At 44.8% G+C, this 22008-nt stretch carries 17 protein-coding genes; 14 read left to right on the top strand and 3 right to left on the bottom strand.

The genetic code is table 11. The features are described 5' to 3' along the window. Positions 1-34 precede the first annotated feature (34 nt). From AC07NA_RS19675 to AC07NA_RS19620, 12 genes are all read left to right on the top strand, one after another. On the top strand, positions 35-979 hold the full coding sequence (locus tag AC07NA_RS19675; protein WP_345212778.1) for a ribose-phosphate pyrophosphokinase: 945 nt from the start codon (positions 35-37) through the stop codon (positions 977-979). Positions 980-1205: 226 nt separating this feature from the next. Beyond that, positions 1206-1787, top strand: a complete 582-nt coding sequence (locus tag AC07NA_RS19670) for a 50S ribosomal protein L25/general stress protein Ctc (RefSeq protein ID WP_494899219.1) — start codon at positions 1206-1208, stop codon at positions 1785-1787. 310 nt (positions 1788-2097) lie between these two features. Next, positions 2098-2658 (top strand): aminoacyl-tRNA hydrolase, encoded by a 561-nt coding sequence (pth, locus tag AC07NA_RS19665; protein ID WP_345212776.1) that lies wholly within the window; start codon positions 2098-2100, stop codon positions 2656-2658. An 83-nt stretch (positions 2659-2741) separates the two neighbouring features. Then, positions 2742-5189 (top strand): TonB-dependent receptor, encoded by a 2448-nt coding sequence (locus AC07NA_RS19660; RefSeq protein WP_494899218.1) that lies wholly within the window; start codon positions 2742-2744, stop codon positions 5187-5189. Between the two features lie 9 nt (positions 5190-5198). Continuing rightward, positions 5199-5546, top strand: coding sequence for a Spx/MgsR family RNA polymerase-binding regulatory protein (locus tag AC07NA_RS19655; RefSeq protein ID WP_494899217.1), 348 nt, complete (start codon positions 5199-5201; stop codon positions 5544-5546). A gap of 604 nt (positions 5547-6150) precedes the next feature. After that, positions 6151-8130, top strand: a complete 1980-nt coding sequence (locus AC07NA_RS19650; RefSeq protein WP_494899216.1) for a M1 family metallopeptidase — start codon at positions 6151-6153, stop codon at positions 8128-8130. 77 nt (positions 8131-8207) lie between these two features. Then, on the top strand, positions 8208-8624 hold the full coding sequence (locus tag AC07NA_RS19645; RefSeq protein ID WP_494899215.1) for a GNAT family N-acetyltransferase: 417 nt from the start codon (positions 8208-8210) through the stop codon (positions 8622-8624). Positions 8625-8694: 70 nt separating this feature from the next. Then, the gene (locus AC07NA_RS19640; RefSeq protein WP_494899214.1) at positions 8695-9807 is read left to right on the top strand and encodes a M20/M25/M40 family metallo-hydrolase; all 1113 of its coding nucleotides are present in this window, start codon (positions 8695-8697) and stop codon (positions 9805-9807) included. Between the two features lie 102 nt (positions 9808-9909). Then, the gene (locus tag AC07NA_RS19635) at positions 9910-10809 is read left to right on the top strand and encodes a nucleotidyltransferase family protein (RefSeq protein WP_494899213.1); all 900 of its coding nucleotides are present in this window, start codon (positions 9910-9912) and stop codon (positions 10807-10809) included. Positions 10810-10993: 184 nt separating this feature from the next. Further along, positions 10994-13282, top strand: a complete 2289-nt coding sequence (locus AC07NA_RS19630; RefSeq protein ID WP_494899212.1) for a glycoside hydrolase family 31 protein — start codon at positions 10994-10996, stop codon at positions 13280-13282. A 362-nt stretch (positions 13283-13644) separates the two neighbouring features. Further along, on the top strand, positions 13645-14496 hold the full coding sequence (locus AC07NA_RS19625) for a helix-turn-helix domain-containing protein (protein ID WP_494899211.1): 852 nt from the start codon (positions 13645-13647) through the stop codon (positions 14494-14496). A gap of 76 nt (positions 14497-14572) precedes the next feature. After that, positions 14573-15289, top strand: coding sequence for an SIP domain-containing protein (locus tag AC07NA_RS19620; RefSeq protein WP_494899210.1), 717 nt, complete (start codon positions 14573-14575; stop codon positions 15287-15289). Positions 15290-15367: 78 nt separating this feature from the next. Here the strand turns inward: AC07NA_RS19620 and AC07NA_RS19615 are convergent, their stop codons facing one another. Beyond that, complete coding sequence (locus AC07NA_RS19615; RefSeq protein WP_494899209.1) at positions 15368-16243, bottom strand: helix-turn-helix domain-containing protein; 876 nt, start codon at positions 16241-16243, stop codon at positions 15368-15370. A 150-nt stretch (positions 16244-16393) separates the two neighbouring features. Between AC07NA_RS19615 and AC07NA_RS19610 the strand changes: the two genes are divergently transcribed. Together AC07NA_RS19610 and AC07NA_RS19605 are read left to right on the top strand one after the other, a co-directional pair. After that, a complete protein-coding gene (locus tag AC07NA_RS19610; RefSeq protein ID WP_494899208.1) occupies positions 16394-18727 on the top strand; it encodes a glycoside hydrolase family 95 protein in 2334 nt (777 codons plus the stop codon). An 83-nt stretch (positions 18728-18810) separates the two neighbouring features. Then, on the top strand, positions 18811-20112 hold the full coding sequence (locus AC07NA_RS19605; protein WP_494899207.1) for a glucosidase family protein: 1302 nt from the start codon (positions 18811-18813) through the stop codon (positions 20110-20112). A gap of 157 nt (positions 20113-20269) precedes the next feature. On the opposite strand, the gene AC07NA_RS19600 is transcribed toward AC07NA_RS19605, so the two are convergent. After that, positions 20270-21235: an acetyl-CoA carboxylase carboxyltransferase subunit alpha gene (locus tag AC07NA_RS19600; RefSeq protein WP_345212795.1), complete on the bottom strand. Its 966-nt coding sequence runs from the start codon at positions 21233-21235 to the stop codon at positions 20270-20272. A 45-nt stretch (positions 21236-21280) separates the two neighbouring features. Further along, the gene (locus AC07NA_RS19595; RefSeq protein ID WP_494899206.1) at positions 21281-21784 is read right to left on the bottom strand and encodes a hypothetical protein; all 504 of its coding nucleotides are present in this window, start codon (positions 21782-21784) and stop codon (positions 21281-21283) included. Positions 21785-22008: the final 224 nt, after the last annotated feature.

Genomic DNA, 22008 nt, shown 5'->3' with positions numbered 1-22008 from the left:
TATCCGGAAATGAAAACTCGAAATCCGAAATAAAATGCCTTTACAATTTAATCCGGTTAAATTATTTTCCGGTTCAGGTTCAAAAGAGTTGGCTACCGAAATAGCGGCCAGTTACGGGCGTGATCTTGGTGAAGTAATTCTTTCACGTTTCAGCGATGGCGAGTTTCAACCACACTTTAACGAATCGGTTCGCGGTAGCGATGTATTTCTTATCCAGTCAACCAACCAGCCTTCTGATAACCTGATAGAACTATTGATGCTGATTGACGCGGCCCGCCGTGCATCTGCTCACTACGTTACCGCGGTTATCCCTTACTTCGGTTTGGCCAGGCAGGACAGGAAAGATAAGCCACGTGTGGCCATTGGCGCTAAACTGGTTGCAAACCTTTTGGTAGCAGCCGGTATTAACCGCATCATGACGATGGATTTGCACGCCGCGCAGATACAGGGGTTTTTTGACATCCCGGTTGATCATCTGGATGCCGCCGTGATATTTGTACCTTATATTAAAAGCCTTGGCCTTGGCAATTTAACTATTGCCTCGCCGGACATGGGCGGCTCATACCGCGCACGTACCTTCGCTAAGTTTTTTAACGCCGAGGTGGTTATTTGCGATAAACGCCGTAAACGTGCCAACGAAATTGAATCGATGACCGTTATTGGTGATGTTACCGACCAGGACATTGTATTGATAGATGATATTTGCGATACCGCGGGTACCCTGTCAAAAGCGGCCGGTTTAATTATGGAGCGCGGCGCACGCAGTGTAAGGGCGGTTTGTACGCACCCGGTATTATCGGGCAAAGCTTACGAAACCATCGAAGCATCTGCTTTAACAGAGCTGATCGTTACTGATACTATCCCTTTGAAACGCCACAGCGATAAAATAAGGGTATTATCAACTGCCGATCTGTTTGCGAAAGCGATAATGAACGTTAACGAGCATGGCTCAATAAGCCAGCTTTTTAAGGTGGACTAATTTGGTCAGTGGTCATTGGTGAATAGTCAATGGTCAATAGTGAATAGTCAGCGGTCATTGGTGAGTAGTCAATGGTTAATGTTGATTAGTCAGTGGTGAATATGAATAGCTGATGGTCAATAGGCCTTGGCTTATAAAGAAGATTAAAAATATCTTGCTTTTAGTCCCTCTCCGGCGGAGAGGGGGTAGGGTGAGGCTTTAAATAAATAACAATAAATAATTAAAAATGAAATCATTTGCTATTAGCGGTTCTCCGAGAGAGAACGTAGGGAAAAGAGATGCTAAAGAGCTGCGTTATCTGAGCCAGATTCCGGCAGTACTTTACGGTGGTGCAACTCAAAGCCACTTTTCAGTATCCGCAGCTGATTTGAAAGCCGTAGTTTATACCCCGGTTGTTCATTTCATCGATCTTGATATTGCCGGTGTTAAATCACAAGCTATCATCAAAGACATCCAGTTTCATCCATTAACTGAGCAACTTTTACACGTTGACTTTTTATTGCTTGATCAGGATAAACCGGTAACTATCGAAATCCCTGTTCAATTAACCGGTACTTCTCCGGGTGTTAAAATGGGTGGTAAATTAGTTCAAAAATTACGTAAACTGCGTATCAAAGCTTTACCTAAAGATCACCTGGATTTTATCGAAGTGAGCATCGAAGGTTTAGAAGTTGGTAAATCAGTACGTGTATCTGACCTTAAGTTAGATAACCTGTACATCACTAATGCTAAAGAAGATACTATCGTTTCGGTAACTACTTCACGTGCATTACGTCAGGCTGAACAAGAAGCAGCAGGTAAAAAATAATATTTTAAGGTGTTATCACCTTTTTAATGTGATTAACAGCGGCAGAATTTTTCTGCCGCTGTTTTTTTGTCTCTGATTTTTTAATGTATTGCTACAATAATATTACGTGGCGTTTACCATTCCCCGATATACAAAGAGCTACTTTTGCGGCACAAAACCCCAATAAAACCATTTGCCCGTAATGTTTAGTACGATAAAAAAAACAATAAAAATGTACGCGAAAGTGTAACATAATGTTTTTTCAGCCGTCTCTTGTATTGTTAACTATGCTAACTAATAACTGTCCGATAGTGCCAAGCACAACAACTGTATGAAATATCTTATAGTAGGTTTAGGAAATATAGGCCCTGAATATGCCGACACGCGCCATAACATTGGTTTTATGATACTGGATGAACTGGCCAAGCAGGAAGGTGCCAAATTTAATATCATGCGCCACGCTTATTATACCGAAGTATCATACAAAGGGCGTGCACTGCACCTGATAAAGCCTACCACTTACATGAACCTGAGCGGAAAGGCCTTAAACCATTGGATGAACGAATTGAAAGTACCCGTTGAAAATGTACTGGTACTGGTTGATGACCTTGCTTTACCGCTGGGTACGCTGCGCCTTAAGCCTAAAGGCAGCGCGGCCGGCCACAATGGTTTAAAGCATATTGAAATTACACTGGGTAACAACAATTACGCCCGCCTGCGTTTTGGCATTGGCGATAACTACCCTAAAGGCCGCCAGGTTGATTATGTATTGAGCGGCTTTGATGATGACGAACAACCCGAACTACCCGCGCTGATAGATCGCTCGATTGAAATGATAAAGAGCTTTGCCACAGCCGGTACCGAACTAACCATGACCCGATTTAACAAATAGAGCATCAGTAAGTTAAATTGTGTTAAATATAATATACCGATAATATCCCCTAATTAACTTGCAATAGTTCTACCACTTTTTTTATGAGAAAATCCTTATTCACAATAATATGCTGCCTTTTTGCGTCGTCACTTTTGGCGCAAAATATAACGGTAAAAGGTATCGTTATTGATTCGGCAAGCAACAAAGCGCTTGATTATGTTACCGTAGCCTTGCAGGATGCTAAAACCAGCCAGTCTGTAAAAAGCGACCTGTCCAAAGGTGATGGCAGCTTTGCGCTGAGCGCCCCCGGCGGTAAAGCTTACCAATTAGTACTGGCTTATGTAGGTTATGCCAATAAGGTGATCAAACTGGATAGCAGCAAAAAAACGATCGATCTGGGCCGTATCCTGTTTTCATCGGCTACCAAACAATTGGGTGAGGTATCTATCACTGCTGTAAAGCCGGTAATGAGGCAAGAGGTTGACCGCATCAGCTACGATGTACAGGCCGACCCTGAAAGCAAAGCTGTTACCGCGCTGGATATGATGCGCAAAGTGCCTTTAATTAGTGTTGATGCCGAAGACGCCATCAAACTGAAAGGCAGCGGCAGTTACAAGATCCTCATCAATGGTAAAGAATCGGCACTGATGGCCAAAAACCCATCGGATGTATTGAAAGCCATGCCGGCCACCAACATTCAAAAGATAGAAATAATTACCACCCCGCCAGCTAAATACGATGCCGAAGGTTTGGCCGGTATTATCAACATCATCACTACAAAAAATGCCGATAATGGTTATAACATAGGTATCAACGCCCGTTACAACACTGTATGGGGTTCGGGTATGAACTTTAACGGTACCGTTAAACAGGGCAAGTTTGGTTTTTCGGGTTATGCAGGTTTTGGCAAGCAGCGCCGTAACAGCAATACCTCAAAAAACGTTCAAACCTTTAAATCTGATAACTCGGTGTTGCAGCAATTGGGCGATAACTCGTTTGGCGGTAACTACAACTATTTAAATGGTGAGCTAAGCTATGAGATAGATACCCTGAACCTGCTTACCGGTTCAATTGAAATGTACAAAGAAGCTAACGACGAATCGGGCAGCCAGCTTTCGCAACAGTTATTGAGTAATAACGATATTACCGAGCAGTACCGCTTAAATAACAGTACTGATAGCCATTACAAAGGTATGGACCTTGCCCTCAACTACCAGCTGGGCTTTACCCGCAGCAAAGATCAGTTGCTTACCCTATCTTATAAATACAGCTATTCGCCGGGTACACAGTTTACTGATAATATATTTTCCGACAGGATACAGTACCCCGTAATTGGTCACCCCGATTACCTGCAAAACAACAGGCAGGGTACCCGCGAGCATACCGTGCAGTTAGATTATGTGCATCCGTTTAAAGCCATCAATGTAGAAGCCGGTGGTAAGGCCATTCTGCGCAACAACTTTAGTGATTTCTCTACCGATACCCTGGTATCGGCCGGTGTTTATGATCGTAATCAATCGCAAACCAATGTGTTCGATTATCAGCAAAACGTATACAGCGTTTACAACTCGTACCAGTTAAAGGTGAACAAGTGGGCAGCCAAAGCAGGCTTGCGTTTAGAGCATACTACAATTGATGCCAACTTTGAATCTACAGGTACGCCTTTAAATACAGGGTATGATAATTTGATCCCATCGGTATCAATTCAGCGCACCTTAAAAAGCAGCAGTATTAACCTGGGGTACACCCAGCGTATACAGCGTCCGGGTATTTTCCAGTTGAACCCCTTTGTTGACCGCTCGAACCCTAAGTTCATCAGCACCGGTAACCAGGATTTGAAACCCGAGCTGAACAACTCGTTCGAGTTAACTTATAGTAATTTCTCTAAGGGTTCTATCAACTTGGGCTTAAGCTATGCCTTTTCAAACAACGCTATTCAAAATGTAACCAGCCTGGTGCCAACCACCATTAATGGCCAGCCCGATACGGTTACCTTTACTACTTACCAAAACTTAGGCAGTAATAAAACGCTCGGCTTTAGTGTTAATACCAACCTGGATATCACCAAGAAATTCTCTATCAGCCTTAACGGACAAGTTTCGCATGTATGGCTTGAGGGTACCTACAGGGGCACACCTTACAAAAACGATGGTTACATTGGTAACGCCTTCGCTAACTTGGGTTACAAGTTTGATAACGGCTACCGTGTAGGCTTAAACGCGGGTTACTTTAGCGGTAACGTAACTTTACAGGGTAAATCAAAATACTTCATATTTAACTCGTACGTGGTTACCAAGGAGTTTATGGATAAAAAGGCATCTATATCATTAGTGGCTAATAACCCTTACAGTAATAGATGGACGCGTACTTCATCAACCAATACGCCCGATTTTTACCAGTCATCGGCATTTGTGCAGCCTTACCGCCATTTCGCTATCAGGGTTAACTACAAGTTTGGGAAGCTGAGCAGTGATATTAAAAAGAACCAGCGCGGTATAAATAATGACGATACCAAAGGCGGTGCCAGTAAAAGTGGCGGAAATGGTTAATTTTGTGGCATGAAGGTATACGGAATAACCAACTGCAATACAGTTAAAAAAGCGCTCGACTGGCTGAAAACCAACAACGTGGCTTACGATTTTCAGGATTTTAAAAAACTGGGTGTAAGTAACGATACCCTGCAAAAATGGGATGCCAAAGCAGGTTACGAAAAGTTTTTAAACAAACAGGGCCTCACCTGGAAACAGCTTGACCCCGCGGTTAAAGAAACTATAAAAACCAAAGAAGATGCCCTGCAATTATTGCAGCAAAAAACCAGCATGATAAAACGCCCCGTAATTGAGGATGGCGATTTTCTGTTCTTCGGTTTTGATGAAGCTGTTTATAAAGATCACTTCAAAAAATAAGACAAGCAGCACGCCGGGGAAATCGCTTTTAAAACATTGCGCAACGGAATTGTGCGATTCCCCTCTTGAGAGAGGTGAAGGGGGGGGCCTTTGGAATAGAAATGTTCAAATACACACCCCGCCAACACTCGATCTCTCCCGCCCCCTCTCAAGAGCATAGCCGTCAACTTAAGGGTTTAAGCAAACCGCATAGTTAACTCACCCGGTCTACGCTTTGCTGGACCTGCCCTCTCTCCGCAAGCGGAAAGAGGGCTAAAATAACAAAAAACCCTCTTTCCGCTTGCGGAGAGAGGGGTGACGAGCGAAGCAAAGTCGGGGTGAGTCGATATGCCGCTATAATATTTACTTTCTCAAGTAAATATTTCATCGATCAATACTTAAGTTGACGCCTATGCCTCTCAAGAGGGGATAAAACTTTAAAAGCGGTTCCCCTGTGCAGCACGAGTTCTGCATGCTGTTATCGATAACTAATTTTCTTTTTAATATTTATTCGGAGCCGGCATAACTGGCTTTGAATAAATATTTTGGTAACAAAAGCTTTACTGCTTATTCCTGTTAAGGCAATTTGTAGTATACTTGCCTTTTAAAACAAAAACTAATTAACATGACCTTTAAATCCACGGCTGGTTTGCTACTGGCTTTCTTGGGTATTGCAAGTTCAGTGCAGGCACAGCAGGAGTCGGCTACAGGAGGGCAACCCGTATCTAAGTATAACTATCACGACGCTTTCGCCCCCCTTTTCTACACCAAAAACGGTAATGAATTTCGTGCGGCAGATGGCGCGCCGGGCGCCCAATACTGGCAAAACCGCGCCGACTATCAGCTGAGCGCGAAGCTAAACGATCAAACAAGTGAAATTACAGGTTCTGAAATATTAACCTATACCAATAACAGTCCGCAAAAATTAGGTTTCCTGTGGATGCAGCTCGACCAGAACTTGTTTAAACAAGATTCGCGCGGTTCGGCAATTGTACCGGTTACCGGCAGCCGTAACGGTGGCCATGGCCAGGTGTTTGATGCCGGTTATAAAATTAAATCGGTTAAAATTGCCGGTACCGATACCGAGCTGAAATACCTGATCAACGATACTCGTATGCAGATCTTCTTACCCAAAGAAGTTGCACCGGCCGGCGGACAGATCAAAATTAAAATTGATTATTCATTCGTTTCTCCTGATTATGGATCAGACCGCACAGGTGTATTAGCAACCAAAAACGGAAAAGTATTCACCATTGCACAATGGTACCCGCGTATGTGCGTGTATGATGATGTATTAGGCTGGAACACCGTGCCATACAGCGGCCCGGGTGAGTTTTACCTGGAGTATGGCGATTTCGACCTGAGCATTACCGCTCCGGCAAGCCATATTGTGGTAGCATCGGGCGAGTTACTGAACCCGCAGGAAGTATATACTGCCGAGCAACAAAAACGCTGGGCAGAAGCAGCTGCGAGCGAAAAGACGGTGATCATCCGTTCTGCTAAAGAAGTTACCAACCCGGCATCCCGTCCAAGCGGTAAAGCGGAGTTAACCTGGCGCTTTAAAATTAAGAACGCGCGTGATGCTTCATGGGCTTCATCAGCATCGTTTATTGTTGACGCTGCCAAAATGGACCTGCCAAGCGGTAAAAAATCATTAGCTATTTCGGCTTACCCCGAAGAAAGCGATGGCAACGACGCATGGGGCCGTTCAACCGAATACGTAAAGAAATCGGTAGAGTTCAACTCTAAAAAATGGTTTGAATATCCTTACCCTGCTGCTACAGCCGTTGCCGGTATTGTTGGCGGTATGGAGTATCCGGGTATTGTATTTTGCGGTTACAAAGCAAAAAAAGGAAGCCTTTGGGGTGTAAATGATCACGAGTTCGGTCATACCTGGTTCCCGATGATCGTTGGCTCGAACGAGCGTTTATACGGCTGGATGGATGAAGGTTTCAACACCTTTATCAACACCCTTACCACTGCCGATTTTAACAGCGGCGAATATGCGCCGAAAAAGCCAGCCGATATGGAACGTGTAGGTGATTACCTGACCAAGCCTGATCTGGAAACCGTAATGAGCGCGCCAACCAACCTCAAAGAGCGTAACAACGGTTTACTGTTGTACTTTAAACCGGGTACCGGCTTAACTTTATTACGCGAGCAAATTTTAGGTAAAGAGCGGTTCGATTTCGCTTTCCGTACCTATGTGGAAAGATGGGCGTTTAAGCACCCTACACCTGATGATTTCTTCCGTACTATGGAAAATGCCGCAGGCGAAAGCTTACAGTGGTTTTGGAGAGGCTGGTTTGTGAACAACTGGAGACATGATGTTGCCGTAACCGATCTTAAATATATTGATGGCGATGCTTCAAAAGGCGCGCTGATCACTTTGGTTAGCATGGAAAAACTGCCAATGCCAACTATATTAGATATTAAACTGAAAAGCGGTAAGGTTGACCGCGTAAACCTGCCGGTAGAGATTTGGGAGCGTAACAGCACCTTCATTTACAAACATCCATCGACAGAGGAGATAGAATCAGTTACCTACGACCCTGAAAAAGTATTACCTGATGTAAACCCGGACAATAACGTTTGGAAAAAATAATGAAGAAAAACCCGGCTCGTCCGGGTTTTTTTGTTTGATATGCATAACATCTATGCAGATATTCGTTTTTATATACTATGTCGCAATTATTTATTGAACAAATACGCCCCGAGCTAACCTGGCGCCTACGCCAGGAAGTACTATACCCGCAACAACACCTTGCCGAAATGAAGATGGACGAAGATACCAATGGCATCCATTTCGGCGCTTTTTTAAATGGAAAGCTTATCGGCGTAGTGTCGTTGTTTCAAAATGATAAAGATTTTCAGTTCCGCAAGTTCGCGGTTGATCCCGGTTTGCAAAAACAGGGTATAGGCACCACCATGCTGCAATACATTACCGACTTTGCCATAACCGAAGGCGGCAGTCGCTTATGGTGCAACGCGCGTTTATCGGCCATTAAATTTTATACCCGCGCGGGATTTACACAAACCGGAAACTTTTTTAACCGTGGCGGGTTTGATTATGAAATATTGCAAAAAGCATTGCAATAAATTTCAAAGCTCATCAGCTTTATTATATTTGCCATAGGCTTTGCTAAAAAGTCTATTTTAAGTGAGAAACATGGCTAAAAAGAAAACGGATACGCCCGAACATATTCCAGTAGTTAACGAAACATCATTATCATTTTTTGAAAAATACATCAATAATGCCTCTCCAACCGGCTTCGAGTGGAAAGGGCAGGAAATGTGGCTTGAGTATATCAAACCATATATTGATGAACATTATGTGGATAACTACGGTACGGCGGTGGGTATCATTAATAAAGATGCCGAATACAAGGTAGTAATTGAAGCGCATGCCGATGAAATATCATGGTTTGTAAACTACATTACCAGCGATGGTTTGATCTACGTGATCCGCAATGGTGGTTCTGATCACCAGATAGCGCCATCGAAACGTGTAAATATCCATACCGATAACGGCGTGGTAAAAGCGGTTTTCGGCTGGCCGGCCATCCACACCCGTGGCGGCGAAAAGGAAGAAGCTCCAACCCTTAAGAATATTTCCCTTGATTGCGGCGCCACCTCAAAAGAAGAAGTGGAGAAACTGGGGATCCATGTAGGTTGTGTAATTACCTATGAGGATGAGTTTATGGTGCTTAACGACCGCTATTATGTTGGCCGCGCGCTGGATAACCGTGCCGGTGGTTTCATGATTGCCGAGGTTGCCCGTTTATTAAAAGAGAACAATATCAAATTACCTTTCGGCCTGTATATAGTAAATGCAGTGCAGGAAGAAATAGGTTTACGCGGTGCCGAAATGATAGCGCACCACATTAAACCAAACGTAGCCATTGTTACCGATGTTACGCACGATACCACTACGCCGATGATCAACAAGATCACCCAGGGCGATTTGGCTTGCGGTCGTGGCCCGGTAGTATCTTACGCCCCGGCGGTACAAACCAACCTGAACAAGCTGCTGATTGCTGCCGCGCAAAAGGCTAATATTCCTTTTCAGCGCCAGGCATCATCAAGGTCGACAGGTACCGATACCGATGCCTTCGCTTACTCAAACGGCGGTGTACCATCGGCATTAATTTCGCTTCCGCTGCGCTACATGCACACCACGGTTGAAATGATACACAAGGAAGACGTAGATAACGTAATACGCCTGATATACGAAAGCTTGCTCACCATTGAGGCCGGACAGGATTTCAGGTACATCAGGTAATAAATAATTTGTTAAAGCATAAAATACGCTGAATTAATCATCAACACCTATCATTGGCGATCAATACGGTAAATTGACACACATCATAATCACATTTAAAATATGAAACCAACGTTATTAATATTAGCTGCAGGTATGGCCAGCAGGTATGGCAGTATGAAACAGGTAGATGGCTTTGGCCCTAACGGCGAAACCATTATCGATTATTCAATATATGATGCTATTAAAGCAGGTTTCGGTAAAGTAAGCTTCATCATTCGCGAAGAGTTTGCCGAAAACTTTAAAACCATATTTGAGCCTAAATTAAAAGGTAAGGTTGAAACTGATTACGTGTTTCAAGGCTTTGATCTTAAACCTTTCGGTATTGAGAAAGAAGTGGAACGTGCTAAACCATGGGGTACCGCGCACGCTGTATTGGCTGCCCGCAACCAGGTGAACGAGCCGTTTTGCGTTATCAACGCCGATGACTTTTACGGTTTCGACGCGTTTGAAAAAATGGCCAAATTTTTAACTACCGAAGCATCTGACGATACTTACTCACTGGTAGGTTACCAAATTGATAAAACCTTATCAGAAAACGGTTCGGTATCTCGCGGTGTATGTAAAGTTGAAGATGGCAATATGATAGAGATCAACGAGCGTACGCAAGTATACTTTAAAGAAGATGGCAGCGTAGTTTACGAAGATGGTGGTGTTGAGTACCCGCTACCTAACGATACCCGCGTATCAATGAACTTCTGGGGCTTTACTCCGGCTGTGTTCAAACAAAGCGAGCCAATGTTCAAAAAGTTTGTTGAAGCTAACGAAACCAACCCTAAAGCAGAGTTCTTTATTCCGTTGGTGGCTGATGAGCTGATCAAATCCGGCGTAGCTTCATTCAAAGTTATCCCAACTGCCAACAAATGGTTTGGTGTAACTTACAAAGAAGACAAGCCAATTGTACAGGAAAATATCTCTGAGCTGGTAAATAACGGAACTTATCCGGCCAACCTTTGGGCATAATTAAAAAATAAAACAAAGATCCTGCCCCACACGGCGGGATTTTTGCATTTAATAGCACTTTATTGGCATCGACGGATTAACCCATCCGGTAAGTACTGTCATTCTGAGGAACGAAGAATCTATTCTTCATCCAATAATGACTATTGACGACAACTACTCACTACTGACGATTGACTAAACAACTATGACAGAAACAGGCAACGTAGAAAATATACTTAAACAAGGCAATGTTTTAATACTTAAAACGGCCACCGCAACGGCTAAAATATCGGTATACCATGCGGCAATTATCAGGGTTAATATTACCCGTAACCCGGATAAGGCTGATACCTCTTTCGCGGTAATACAAAACGCGGAAACGGATATTGAGTATATCGAAACTGCTGATGATATCACAATTGATACCGGCGCGTTAAAACTGATTGTAGGTAAGGCGCCGTTGCGTTTTAGCTTTTACACTGCCGATGGTAAGGTTTTAAGCGAGGATGATAGCCGTTTTGGTGTGAACTGGCAGGGTGAGCGGGTAGTTAATTACCGTAAGCTGTATGCCGATGAAAAGTTTATTGGCCTGGGCGAAAAAACAGGCGGGCTTAACCGCCGCGGTACGCATTATGTGAATTGGAATACCGATGCATCGAGGCATACCATTGAAACCGATCCGTTGTATAAAACCTTCCCGTTCTTTATCGGTCTGCATGATGGGCTGACTTACGGGTTGTTCTTTGATAATACCCATAAAAGCTATTTCGATTTTGGCGCTACTACCGATGATGAAATGAGCTGGTTTGGTGCCGATGGCGGGGATATGAACTATTACTTTTTCGGTGCGCAAACCGTAGCCGGAATTATAAAGGATTATACCTGGTTAACCGGTCGTATGGATATGCCGCCATTGTGGAGTTTGGGTTATCAGCAATGCCGTTACAGCTACATGAGCGCCGAAGAGGTGCTGGATGTTGCCGCCAATTTCAGGAAAAGGAATATACCTGCCGATGTGATCTATTGCGATATTGATTACATGGACAACTATAAGATCTTCACCTGGAATAAAGAGGCTTTCCCCGATCCGAAAGGCATGATAGACCAGCTAAAAGCCATCAACTTTAAAGTAGTAAGCATTGTTGACCCCGGTATAAAGGTGGAGGAAGGTTACAAGCAATACGATGAAGGTGTAGCCAAGGATTACTTTGCCACTTACAGCAACGGCGATAAGTATATTGCCAGCGTTTGGCCTGGCCGCTGCTACTTTCCCGATTTTTTTAACGACGAGGTAAAAGAATGGTGGGGCGCATCGTTCACCGCGCTTACTGAACCGGGTATCGAGGGCTTTTGGAACGACATGAACGAGCCCGCTGCCTGGGGGCAAAACATTCCGCTTAACGTTAAGTTTGGCGATAAATATATTGGCGAGGTGCGTAACGTGTACGGCATGGAAATGACCAAAGCCACCTACAACGGTACCCGCAAGATACTCGGCAATAAACGCCCGTTTGTGTTAACGCGCGCGGCCTATTGCGGTACTCAACGCTACTCCGCCGTGTGGACGGGTGACAACACCGCCACCGACGAACACATGCTGTACGGTCAGCGATTGATCAATAGTTTAGGTTTAGTAGGCATGTCATTCGCGGGTGTGGATATTGGTGGTTATACCGGCAACCCGACACCCGAACTGATGCTGCGCTGGAATTCGTTAGGGGTATACATCCCGATGTTTCGTAACCATGCCGAAATTGGTACTGCCATGCGCGAACCATGGCACTGGGGCGATGTAAATGAAAAGGTAATTAAGAAGGATATTGAGCAGCGTTATAAATTGCTGCCGTATATTTATTCGGGTTTTTACCATTCGGCCCAAACAGGCTTGCCCCTAAGTGGTACGCTGGCTATCCATCACACTAATGATGAAAACGTATTCAACCTGAAATATCAAAACCAGTTTATGTTTGGCGACGCGTTACTGGTAGCCCCGGTAGAAAGCACCAAGCTACTGGCCGACGTTTACCTGCCCGAAGGCAACTGGTACCGTTTAACTACAGGAGAGCTGTATGAGGGAGCACAGGCCGTTGTTGTGCCTGCGCCGCTAACCGATTTGCCCGTGTTTGTAAAAGGCGGCAGCATTATACCGATGCAAAGCGTAATACAAAGCACCAGCGAAAAAGGCGACGGCATCCTCGAACTCAACATCTGGAACGGCAACGACGCGACCAAATATGTTTACTACGAAGATGATGGTGACACCTATAACTACCAAAATGGTACCTATTACAAGCGCACCATCAGCTTCGATTCGCAGGCAAAAACCATTACCTTATCTGAAGTAGAAGGCAGTTTTATATCTCGCTTTGATAAAATAAAGCTGGTATTACACGGTTTTGATAAAGGTCTGAAAGCGGTAATAGTTAACGAAAAGGCGGTAAAACTGAATAGCTTGCTGGCTAATGATAGGAGTGAGGTGGTTATTGGTTATTAAAAATAGGACTCACCCCGCCAGTGAATTAAAAAACTAAAACTCCCTCTTTGCGCAGCAGAGAGGGATGTCAAGCGCAGCGATGACAGGGTGAGTCACCTTAATAGAAAAGCATTGACAACTTTTTAAAGTTGTCAATGCTAAATAAGTCTAAGGTTTGTACATTAAGCAATCCCCAATTTGCAAAGCGGCTCTGTATAGCTTAAAGATTGCTTCACTACGTTCGCAATGACGATGGGGAGTAGGTTGCCCTCGACATCCAAATCTCAAATCCTCAAGCCCCGTAGCCCGGAACCCCAAACCTGAATCCCACACAACCTACAACTCCTTTCAATTCACAACAATTATTTACATTTGAGCGCTACATGAAAGATATCCCGTTACATCAGTTAAAAGACAGGGCCACCTCCGGGATGGAATTGTTTCACTTTGTTCCGGGTGATTCGCATTACAAGGCCGAAACACTCGGTGCCCATCGCGACGATCATTATATATTTTTTCTGGTAGAAAGTGGCGATGCTTCGTTGATGATCGATTTCCACGAGATCCGCTTTTCGCCGCCCTGCCTGTACTATGTTTTACCCGGACAGGTGCACCATCGCATTAATAATGTAGTAGCAGGCGGCTGGTTTATGGCGATAGATACCTTGCTGATACCACCCGATTACCGAAAGATCTTCGAAAATCAGCTTTTCTTGCAGCAACCTTACGCTTTAAATGATACGCAGCTGCGCCAATGCCGCGAGGTGCTTGGTTTACTATTTGAAAAATACGCGGAGGATGAGAAACAACCTTTTTGCCTGCCGGTAATGCACTCGCTGCTGCAATCGTTTTTGGGGATGGCTGCCGGCTGCTTTAGCTGTTCAAGTAATCAGGGTATCACCATATCGCGACCGGTTGAGTTGGCGCAGCAGTTTAAACTGTTACTGGTAGAAAGCCTGCGTACGCTTAAAAGTCCATCAGCTTATGCCGAAAAACTGAATGTATCCGAGAGCTACCTTAATGAGGCCTTAAAAAAGGTGACCGGCCTATCGGTGAGTTACTGGATACAGCACGAAGTAATGCTGGAAGCCAAGCGCTTACTCTATTACAGCGAGATGAATGTTAAAGAGATAGCGCATGCTTTAGGCTATACAGATCATGCCTATTTTTCGCGCATTTTTAAGAAGGCTGAGGGGAGTACTCCTTTAGCTTTCAGAACGCATTACCGCAAATAGTCCAATCATTACCTTAAGTGTGCCATTGTTGCCGAAGCGCTTATGCGCTTTCTTTGTGATATTAAATTTATCACACATGGAAACATCCACTTTACATAAAATACGCAAAACGGCCAGCCGTTTCCTCGAACATAAATTGCTGCAAAGCGGTACCGTACTTGAAGTGAGGCAGTGGGAGCCATCTACCCTTGTGGAGATCGACCTGCACTTACCTCTTGTTAACATGCAGCAGTGGGACGAGGTGCCCTACATCAAATTCAGGGTTGATGACCTAACCTTCCGCGATTACACGCCATCGGGCTGGGATGCCGAAACCAATACCTGCACCATTTTTGTTGATGCCGCGCACAACGGCCCCGGTAGTAACTGGGCCAAAGGTTTAAACAAAGGCGATATCATTGGCTACCTTAAAACAGTAGGCTTTACCCATCACAGTCCCGAGCCTGTATCGGCAGTTATTGCCCTTGGCGACGAGAGCAGCCTTGGCCACATGCTGGCCCTGCAACAAATGGTATTGCCGGTTGCCCGCTTTTCGGGAGCGGTAGTAATGGGTAACGAAGATCACCGCCAGCAGTTCGGCGAATACTTTAAATCGCCCTTGCAACCTGTGCCGCGCAAAGATATTTACGGGCACCACAGCCTGATAGAATGGGTGCTTGAACAATATTATAGCCTGGAAAATACGGTGTTCTATCTGGCCGGCAACAACACCATGGTAGCCCAGCTGCGTAAAATGCTTAAGCAGCAGGGTTATTCATCATCGCAAATAAAAACACAGGGCTTTTGGTCGTGATGCCATAATGTATTAAATTATTCCTCTATCACTACTATCCTGCCTGCCGGTATCGTTACTGCGCAGGCAGGATTTTTTTTATACCATCAGGTTATCCTTTTTATACCCGCCCGGCGATTGTCCGGTGATGTTTTTGAATATCCGCGAAAAATAAGAGAGGCTATCGAAACCGGTTTCGGCGGCTATTTCGTAGAATGGCATATTGGTGGTAATGAGCAGTAACTGTGCCCGCTCAATTCTTTTCGACTGAATATAAGCTAACGGGCGCTCGCCTGTATTTTCGTAAAACAACCGCGAAAAATAATCGGCGTTATGATTGGCCCTGGTAGCCAGATCCGCAACGGTAAGGTTGGTTTGCAGGTTGGTTTGAATGTAGTTAATGGCATCCGCAATTTTAGAGTGTATAACGCTTTTATCTGTCACCCTGAAAACATCGGGCGTTAAAAAACGGGAGAGTAATTGCAGCAAAATCCCGCAGGTTTCCATATAAGCTGAGGTAAGCGTGCTGTTATTGAGCTCGTGGTAACTTTTCAGCACAGGGCGTTTTTCATATACCGATGGATTGTAGGAAGCATGCAGACTACGGTTAGGGTTAAGCTGTAATACACGTTTTACACATTCAACATCATAAGCACTCGCGGGCAGCTTAAAGATCTTTTTATTGGCCGAAAATAACGATACCCCATCTGCTGATTCTTCAATAAAGGCGATATAATACTGGCTTAAATAATCATCGCAATAATAATTGCAGGTGGTAAAGCTGGGCACAAGGTACAGGTAGCCCTCTTCAAGCTTCACGGTATCGGCAGCATTGTAGAGCTTGCCTTCGCCGCCATCTATCAGGTACAGGCGGTAAAAAGTACTGGTTACATTCTTATAATTCCAGCTTTTATTTAAGCGGACATGATCAGTACTGAGTAATGAAAACGTTGATCGTAATATGCTTTTGTTCATGCCTTATATAAACGCAATGTAGCAAATATGCAAATCATAAGTATAAGCTGGTCGGGTTTGTGCAAATAATAGTTGTATTTGTGAAAGCCCGTTTGCCTGCCTTAGCGTAATATTGAATAAATTATTAAACCGAAAATTCATTCAGGCTATATGACCAAACGTTTATGTTTTCTGCTACTGCTGTGCGCATGTTGTATTAACACTTACGCCCAAAATTCGCCCTTAAAATTATGGTATACCAAACCCGCGGCCCAATGGGAAGAAACCCTGCCGCTGGGCAATGGCCGTTTAGGCATGATGCCCGACGGCGGCGTGCGGCACGAAAGAATTACGTTGAACGATATCACGCTATGGTCGGGGGCGCCGCAGGATGCCAATAATTACAACGCCTACAAACGCCTGCCCGAAATAAGGCAACTCCTGCTGGAAGGCAAGAACGATAAGGCGCAGGACATTATCAATAAAGATTTCATTTGTACCGGCAAAGGCTCGGAGGGAGCTAATTATGGTTGTTTCCAAACTTTGGGCAACCTCGAATTATCGTTCAGTTATAAAGGCACGGATACCGCTGTAAAATATCAGAATTACTACCGCGACCTATCCGTTAACAACGCCATAGCTACTACCCGTTTTACTGTGAACAGAGTAAATTACAAACGTGAATATTTCACCAGTTTCGGTACCGACGCGGATGTGATCAGGCTGACGGCGGACAAACCGGGACAGCTGAATTTAAAGATAGAAATGAACCGGCCCGAAAGGGCGACTACCGCCACGCGGGGAAACGAACTGCAAATGTTTGGTCAGCTGGATAATGGTATTGATGGCAAGGGCATGCAATACATTGCCCGGGTAAAAGCGCAGCTGAAAGGCGGTACGTTGTCCGCTGATGCACAATCGCTGAACATTAAGGACGCGACGGAAGTGATCATCTACCTATCTGCGGCAACCGATTTGAAACAGCCCTTGTACAAACAGAACAGCGCCAAAATACTTGCCGCCGCTATGAAAGTACCTTATGCTGCCGAAAAGAAGCTGCACATCGCCAAATACCAAAAACTGTTTAACCGGTTAACGCTAAACCTGGGTGCAGATAATATGCAAGGCGTTCCTACTGACGAACGTTTAAAGAAATTTCACGCCAACCCCAATGCCGATAATGGCTTGCCGGTATTGTTTTACCAATATGGCCGTTACCTTAGCATCAGCAGTACGCGTGTAGGATTGCTGCCGCCCAACTTGCAGGGCTTATGGGCCAACCAGATAGTAACCCCGTGGACGGGCGACTACCACCTTGATATTAATGTACAGATGAACCACTGGCCGCTGGAAGTATCCAACCTCTCGGAACTGAACCTGCCTTTGGCCAAACTGGTGCAGGGCATGGTAAAAAACGGCGAGAAAACCGCCAAAGCTTATTACGACGCCGATGGCTGGGTGGCGCACGTAATTACCAATATATGGGGCTTTACCGAGCCCGGCGAAGCAGCTTCGTGGGGTATTACAAAAGTAGGTTCAGGCTGGTTGTGCGATAACCTTTGGCAACATTATGAGTTTACAAATGACAAGGCCTACCTGCGCAATATATATCCTATACTGAAAGGTGCCGCCCAGTTTTATAACGGCATGCTCATTCACGATCCTAAAACCGGGTGGATGGTTACGTCGCCATCATCATCGCCCGAGAATGGTTTTTATGTGCCGGGCACCGATACTCATGCCAGTATTTGCATGGGGCCAACTATTGATAACCAGATCATCCGTGAGCTGTTTAATAACGTGATCACTGCCACTAAGGATTTGGGGGTAGATGCCCAACTACGCAATGAGCTATCGGCACAGCTTAAAAAGATACCACCTGCCGGAGTGATAGCCAAAGATGGTCGGCTGATGGAATGGCTGGAAGATTACAAAGAGCTGGAGCCGCATCACCGTTGTATCTCGCATCTGTATGGCCTGTACCCGGCCCCGCTCATCACCCCCGAAAGCACACCCGATTTGGCGGAGGCCAGCAAGAAAACACTGGAAGCACGCGGCGATGATGGGCCAAGTTTTTCTATCGTATACAAAATGCTTTGGTGGGCACGGCTGCACGATGGTAACCGGGCGTACAAACTCTTCAACCAGTTTATATCGCCAACCCTGGCCACTTTTATGAACTATGGCGATGGCGGCGGTATTTACCCCAATATGCTATCGGCAGGGCCGCCGTTTCAAATAGATGGTAACTTTGGCGGCACGGCTGCCATTGCCGAAATGTTGATACAAAGTCACGCAGGCTATATCGAATTACTGCCTGCCATACCAGATATCTGGAAGCCTTCCGGCGAAGTTAAAGGCATAAGAGCACGCGGAAACTTCACCATTGATATGCGCTGGAAAGATGGTAAAATAACTTATTATCACATCACTAACCCACAAAATAGTAAGGTAAAGGTTAAAATAAACGGGGTGGTAAAAACCATATCTACACAAAAAGTATAATAACTATTGCAAGTATTATTATATGTACATACATTTACGGCGATCTGTAAGCTATCAACCAATTAGTTTAATCTTCGCTGTAAATGAAAAAACGTATACTACTTATCCCGGCAATTTTATTTTGCCTTTGTTTTGGTGCTAACGCGCAAGTAAAGCATAACCGGCAACTGGCTAAAGCCATTGTTGAAAATAAAGATTTCGACACTATTACCGTGCGTGCGAAAAAGCTGCTGAATGGCTTTTCGGCGGGTACTTCTTATAATGAGGTATGGATCCGCGATTTTAATACCTTCATCAAGGGCTCGCTGGTTGCACACCCGAAAGAGGAAGTAAAAAAGATGCTGCTGATGTTTTTTCAGATACAGGGCACCGACGGCAATATTGTGGATGGCGTAGTTGACAGTGCCAAAGCAGGCGTTGGTTACCAGTACCGCTATTCAAAACTGTTACCCGGCTGGGCCGCGCACAAAAACACGGTAGAAACCGACCAGGAATCGTCGTTGATACAAGCCATCAAAAAATATATCGATGTAACCGGCGACAAAACCATCCTTACCGAAAAAATTGGCGACCGCATTGTACTGCAACGCATAGAGGATGCCATGAACTATATAATGAAAGACCGCTGGTCGGCAAAATATGGCCTGGTTACCGGCGCTACCACTATTGACTGGGGCGATGTACAGGCCGAAAGCGGCTGGGGTGTAGCCATTAACCAAAAAACCAAGTGGGCTATTGATATTTACGATAATGCCATGTTCGTTATCGCTATCAATAATTTCCTGTCGTTCAAGCCTGCATCGTACAAAACCCAACGCAACTGGGGTGTGGTAGCACAAAATATAAAGGCCAACGTACGCAAGCACTTGTGGATGGCTAAACAACAGAAATACAAACCGCATATTTATCTTAATGGCAGCCCGTTCTCCAAATCGTTCAACGAGGATGAGATCATTTATAGCGGCGGTTCTATCTGCGCTATTTTGGCCGGTTTTAATACCCGTGCCGAGGTACAGGAGATCAACCGCCAGCTGATCGCTATGGCTGCCAAAGAGAAATATGCTACCATCGGCATGACGGTTTACCCGCCATACCCTAAAGAAGAATACCCTAACGATCATCCCTACGTTTACCAAAACGGCGGCGACTGGACATGGTTCGGCGGCCGCATGACCGAAGCCCTGCTCAAATACAACATGCCGCAGGAAGCCTACGAAAACATTGTCCCGATGGTTAACCGCGCTATAACCAACAAAGGCTTTTTTGAATGGTACGATGTACAAACCGGCGCCCCCAAAGGTTCAGGCGATTTCCGCGGCGAAGCAGGCGTATTGTTTGATGCGATAACTTTATTGAATAAGTGGGCGAAGGGTGGTAAGTTGTAGGTTTTGGGTTGTAAGTTGTGAGTGCTTGTCATTGCGAGGAACGAAGCAATCTCGTCGCTTTTGAGTAATAAACTTAGCTTACCGCTCTATTATACTTTAGCTTTGACAACTTTTTGAAATAAAAAAAGCCTCTCCGTTTTGGAGAGGCTTTTCTATGTTATTCCTGGTCGCCTTCGATAACTACGCCCATTGAGCAGAATTTATCTATGCGTTCGGTTACCAGTTCGTCAATGTTCTTTTCTTTCAGGGTTTTCAAATCCTTCAGCAATTGCTTTTTAAGGATAGCTGCCATAGCAACCGGATCCTGGTGAGCGCCGCCAAGCGGTTCTTTCACCACGCCGTCAATCAGTTTGTTTTTCAGCATTTCGGTTGAGGTAAGTTTTAATACCTCTGCCGCGCGCTCTTTGTTCTCCCATGTTTTCCACAGAATGGTTGAGCAGTTTTCCGGAGAAATTACCGAATACCATGAGTTGTCCAGCATTAATACCCTATCGCCGATGCCTATACCCAATGCGCCACCTGATGCACCTTCACCAATGATAACGCAAATGATAGGCACTTTAAGTACCGACATCTCTAACAGGTTACGGGCAATAGCCTCACCTTGTCCGCGTTCTTCAGCTTCCAGGCCCGGAAATGCTCCCGGTGTATCTATCAGGGTAACTACAGGTTTGTTAAATTTTTCGGCCAGTTTCATCAGGCGTAAAGCCTTGCGGTAACCTTCGGGGTTAGCCATACCGAAGTTGCGGTACTGGCGCTCTTTGGTGTTACGGCCTTTTTGGTGACCGATGATCATTACTGTTTGGCCGTTGATGGTACCAAAACCACCAACAATCGCTTTGTCGTCGCCAACGGTACGGTCGCCGTGCAGCTCAATAAAATCATCGCAAATCAGCTCAATATATTGCAGGGTGTATGGTCTTTCAGGGTGACGCGAGATCTGTACCTTTTGCCAGCCGTTAAGGTTGCCGTACACTTCCTTTTTAGCTTCTTCAAGCTTAATATTAAGCTCTGCCAGCGTAGCCGACATATCCAGCTTGTTCTTATCTTCTATCTGTGTAACCTTATCAATCTGCGTTTGCAGTTCGGCTAAAGGTTTTTCAAAGTCAAATGTGATCTTCATACAATTCTTTCCGGGGCAAATTTAAGTAATTGTAATGGCATATTGTTATTTACCGTTAAGCAAACGTTCAAACTTGCTTATCTGTTTGGGTGTCAGCAAGCTTTGCACCTTTACACATGCCTGTAAAATGGCATTGCGCAACTCGCCCTGGTATATGCCATAGCGATTAGTAAAGAAGATAATGTTGCCGTCGTTTGCTTTTTTAGTGCGGAAAAGGCTGTCAATTACCCGCTCATTTTTAATAATGAAACCACCCATTTCTTTCTTTTTGCGGATGAGTTCGGTATTGATAGTCGTAAGTTTAGTTACCTGCTGCGGACTAAGATCAAGCTCTTTCTTATAATCGAGCACCTTACCCGGCGACGGATAATGGTTAAGCTCACCGGCCAGTGCCATATCGTATACATCTTCGCCTTTCAGCAGGGCATCATATTGCTTCAGGTTCAGCGTTTTTACCGGAGATCGCATTGTGGTACTATCAGCACTGCTTTGCGAATAACTTGCCGAAGCAGCGGCCATCAGCATAAAAGAAAATAGTGGTTTCAGCATAGATGTTTGTTTTTTGCTTAAACGGCATTAGGCCGAAGGTAGTATTTATAGCGGCAAAAGCAAAAGTTTGAAAATGTGTTTCATTCTCTTTTAATGTAAATTATTTAATTAATTGAAAATGTTTGCATGGTAACTGTACTGTTAATATCGCCATGCTAATAAATGCTGTTAGCGGCTGAATCAACTTTTTAAAGGTCTTCTTTAATTAAGGATGAGGGAAACCT

The organism is Mucilaginibacter sp. GW821-FHT07G05 (assembly GCF_059418565.1).
This window is presented reverse-complemented; position numbering and strand designations above follow the sequence as displayed.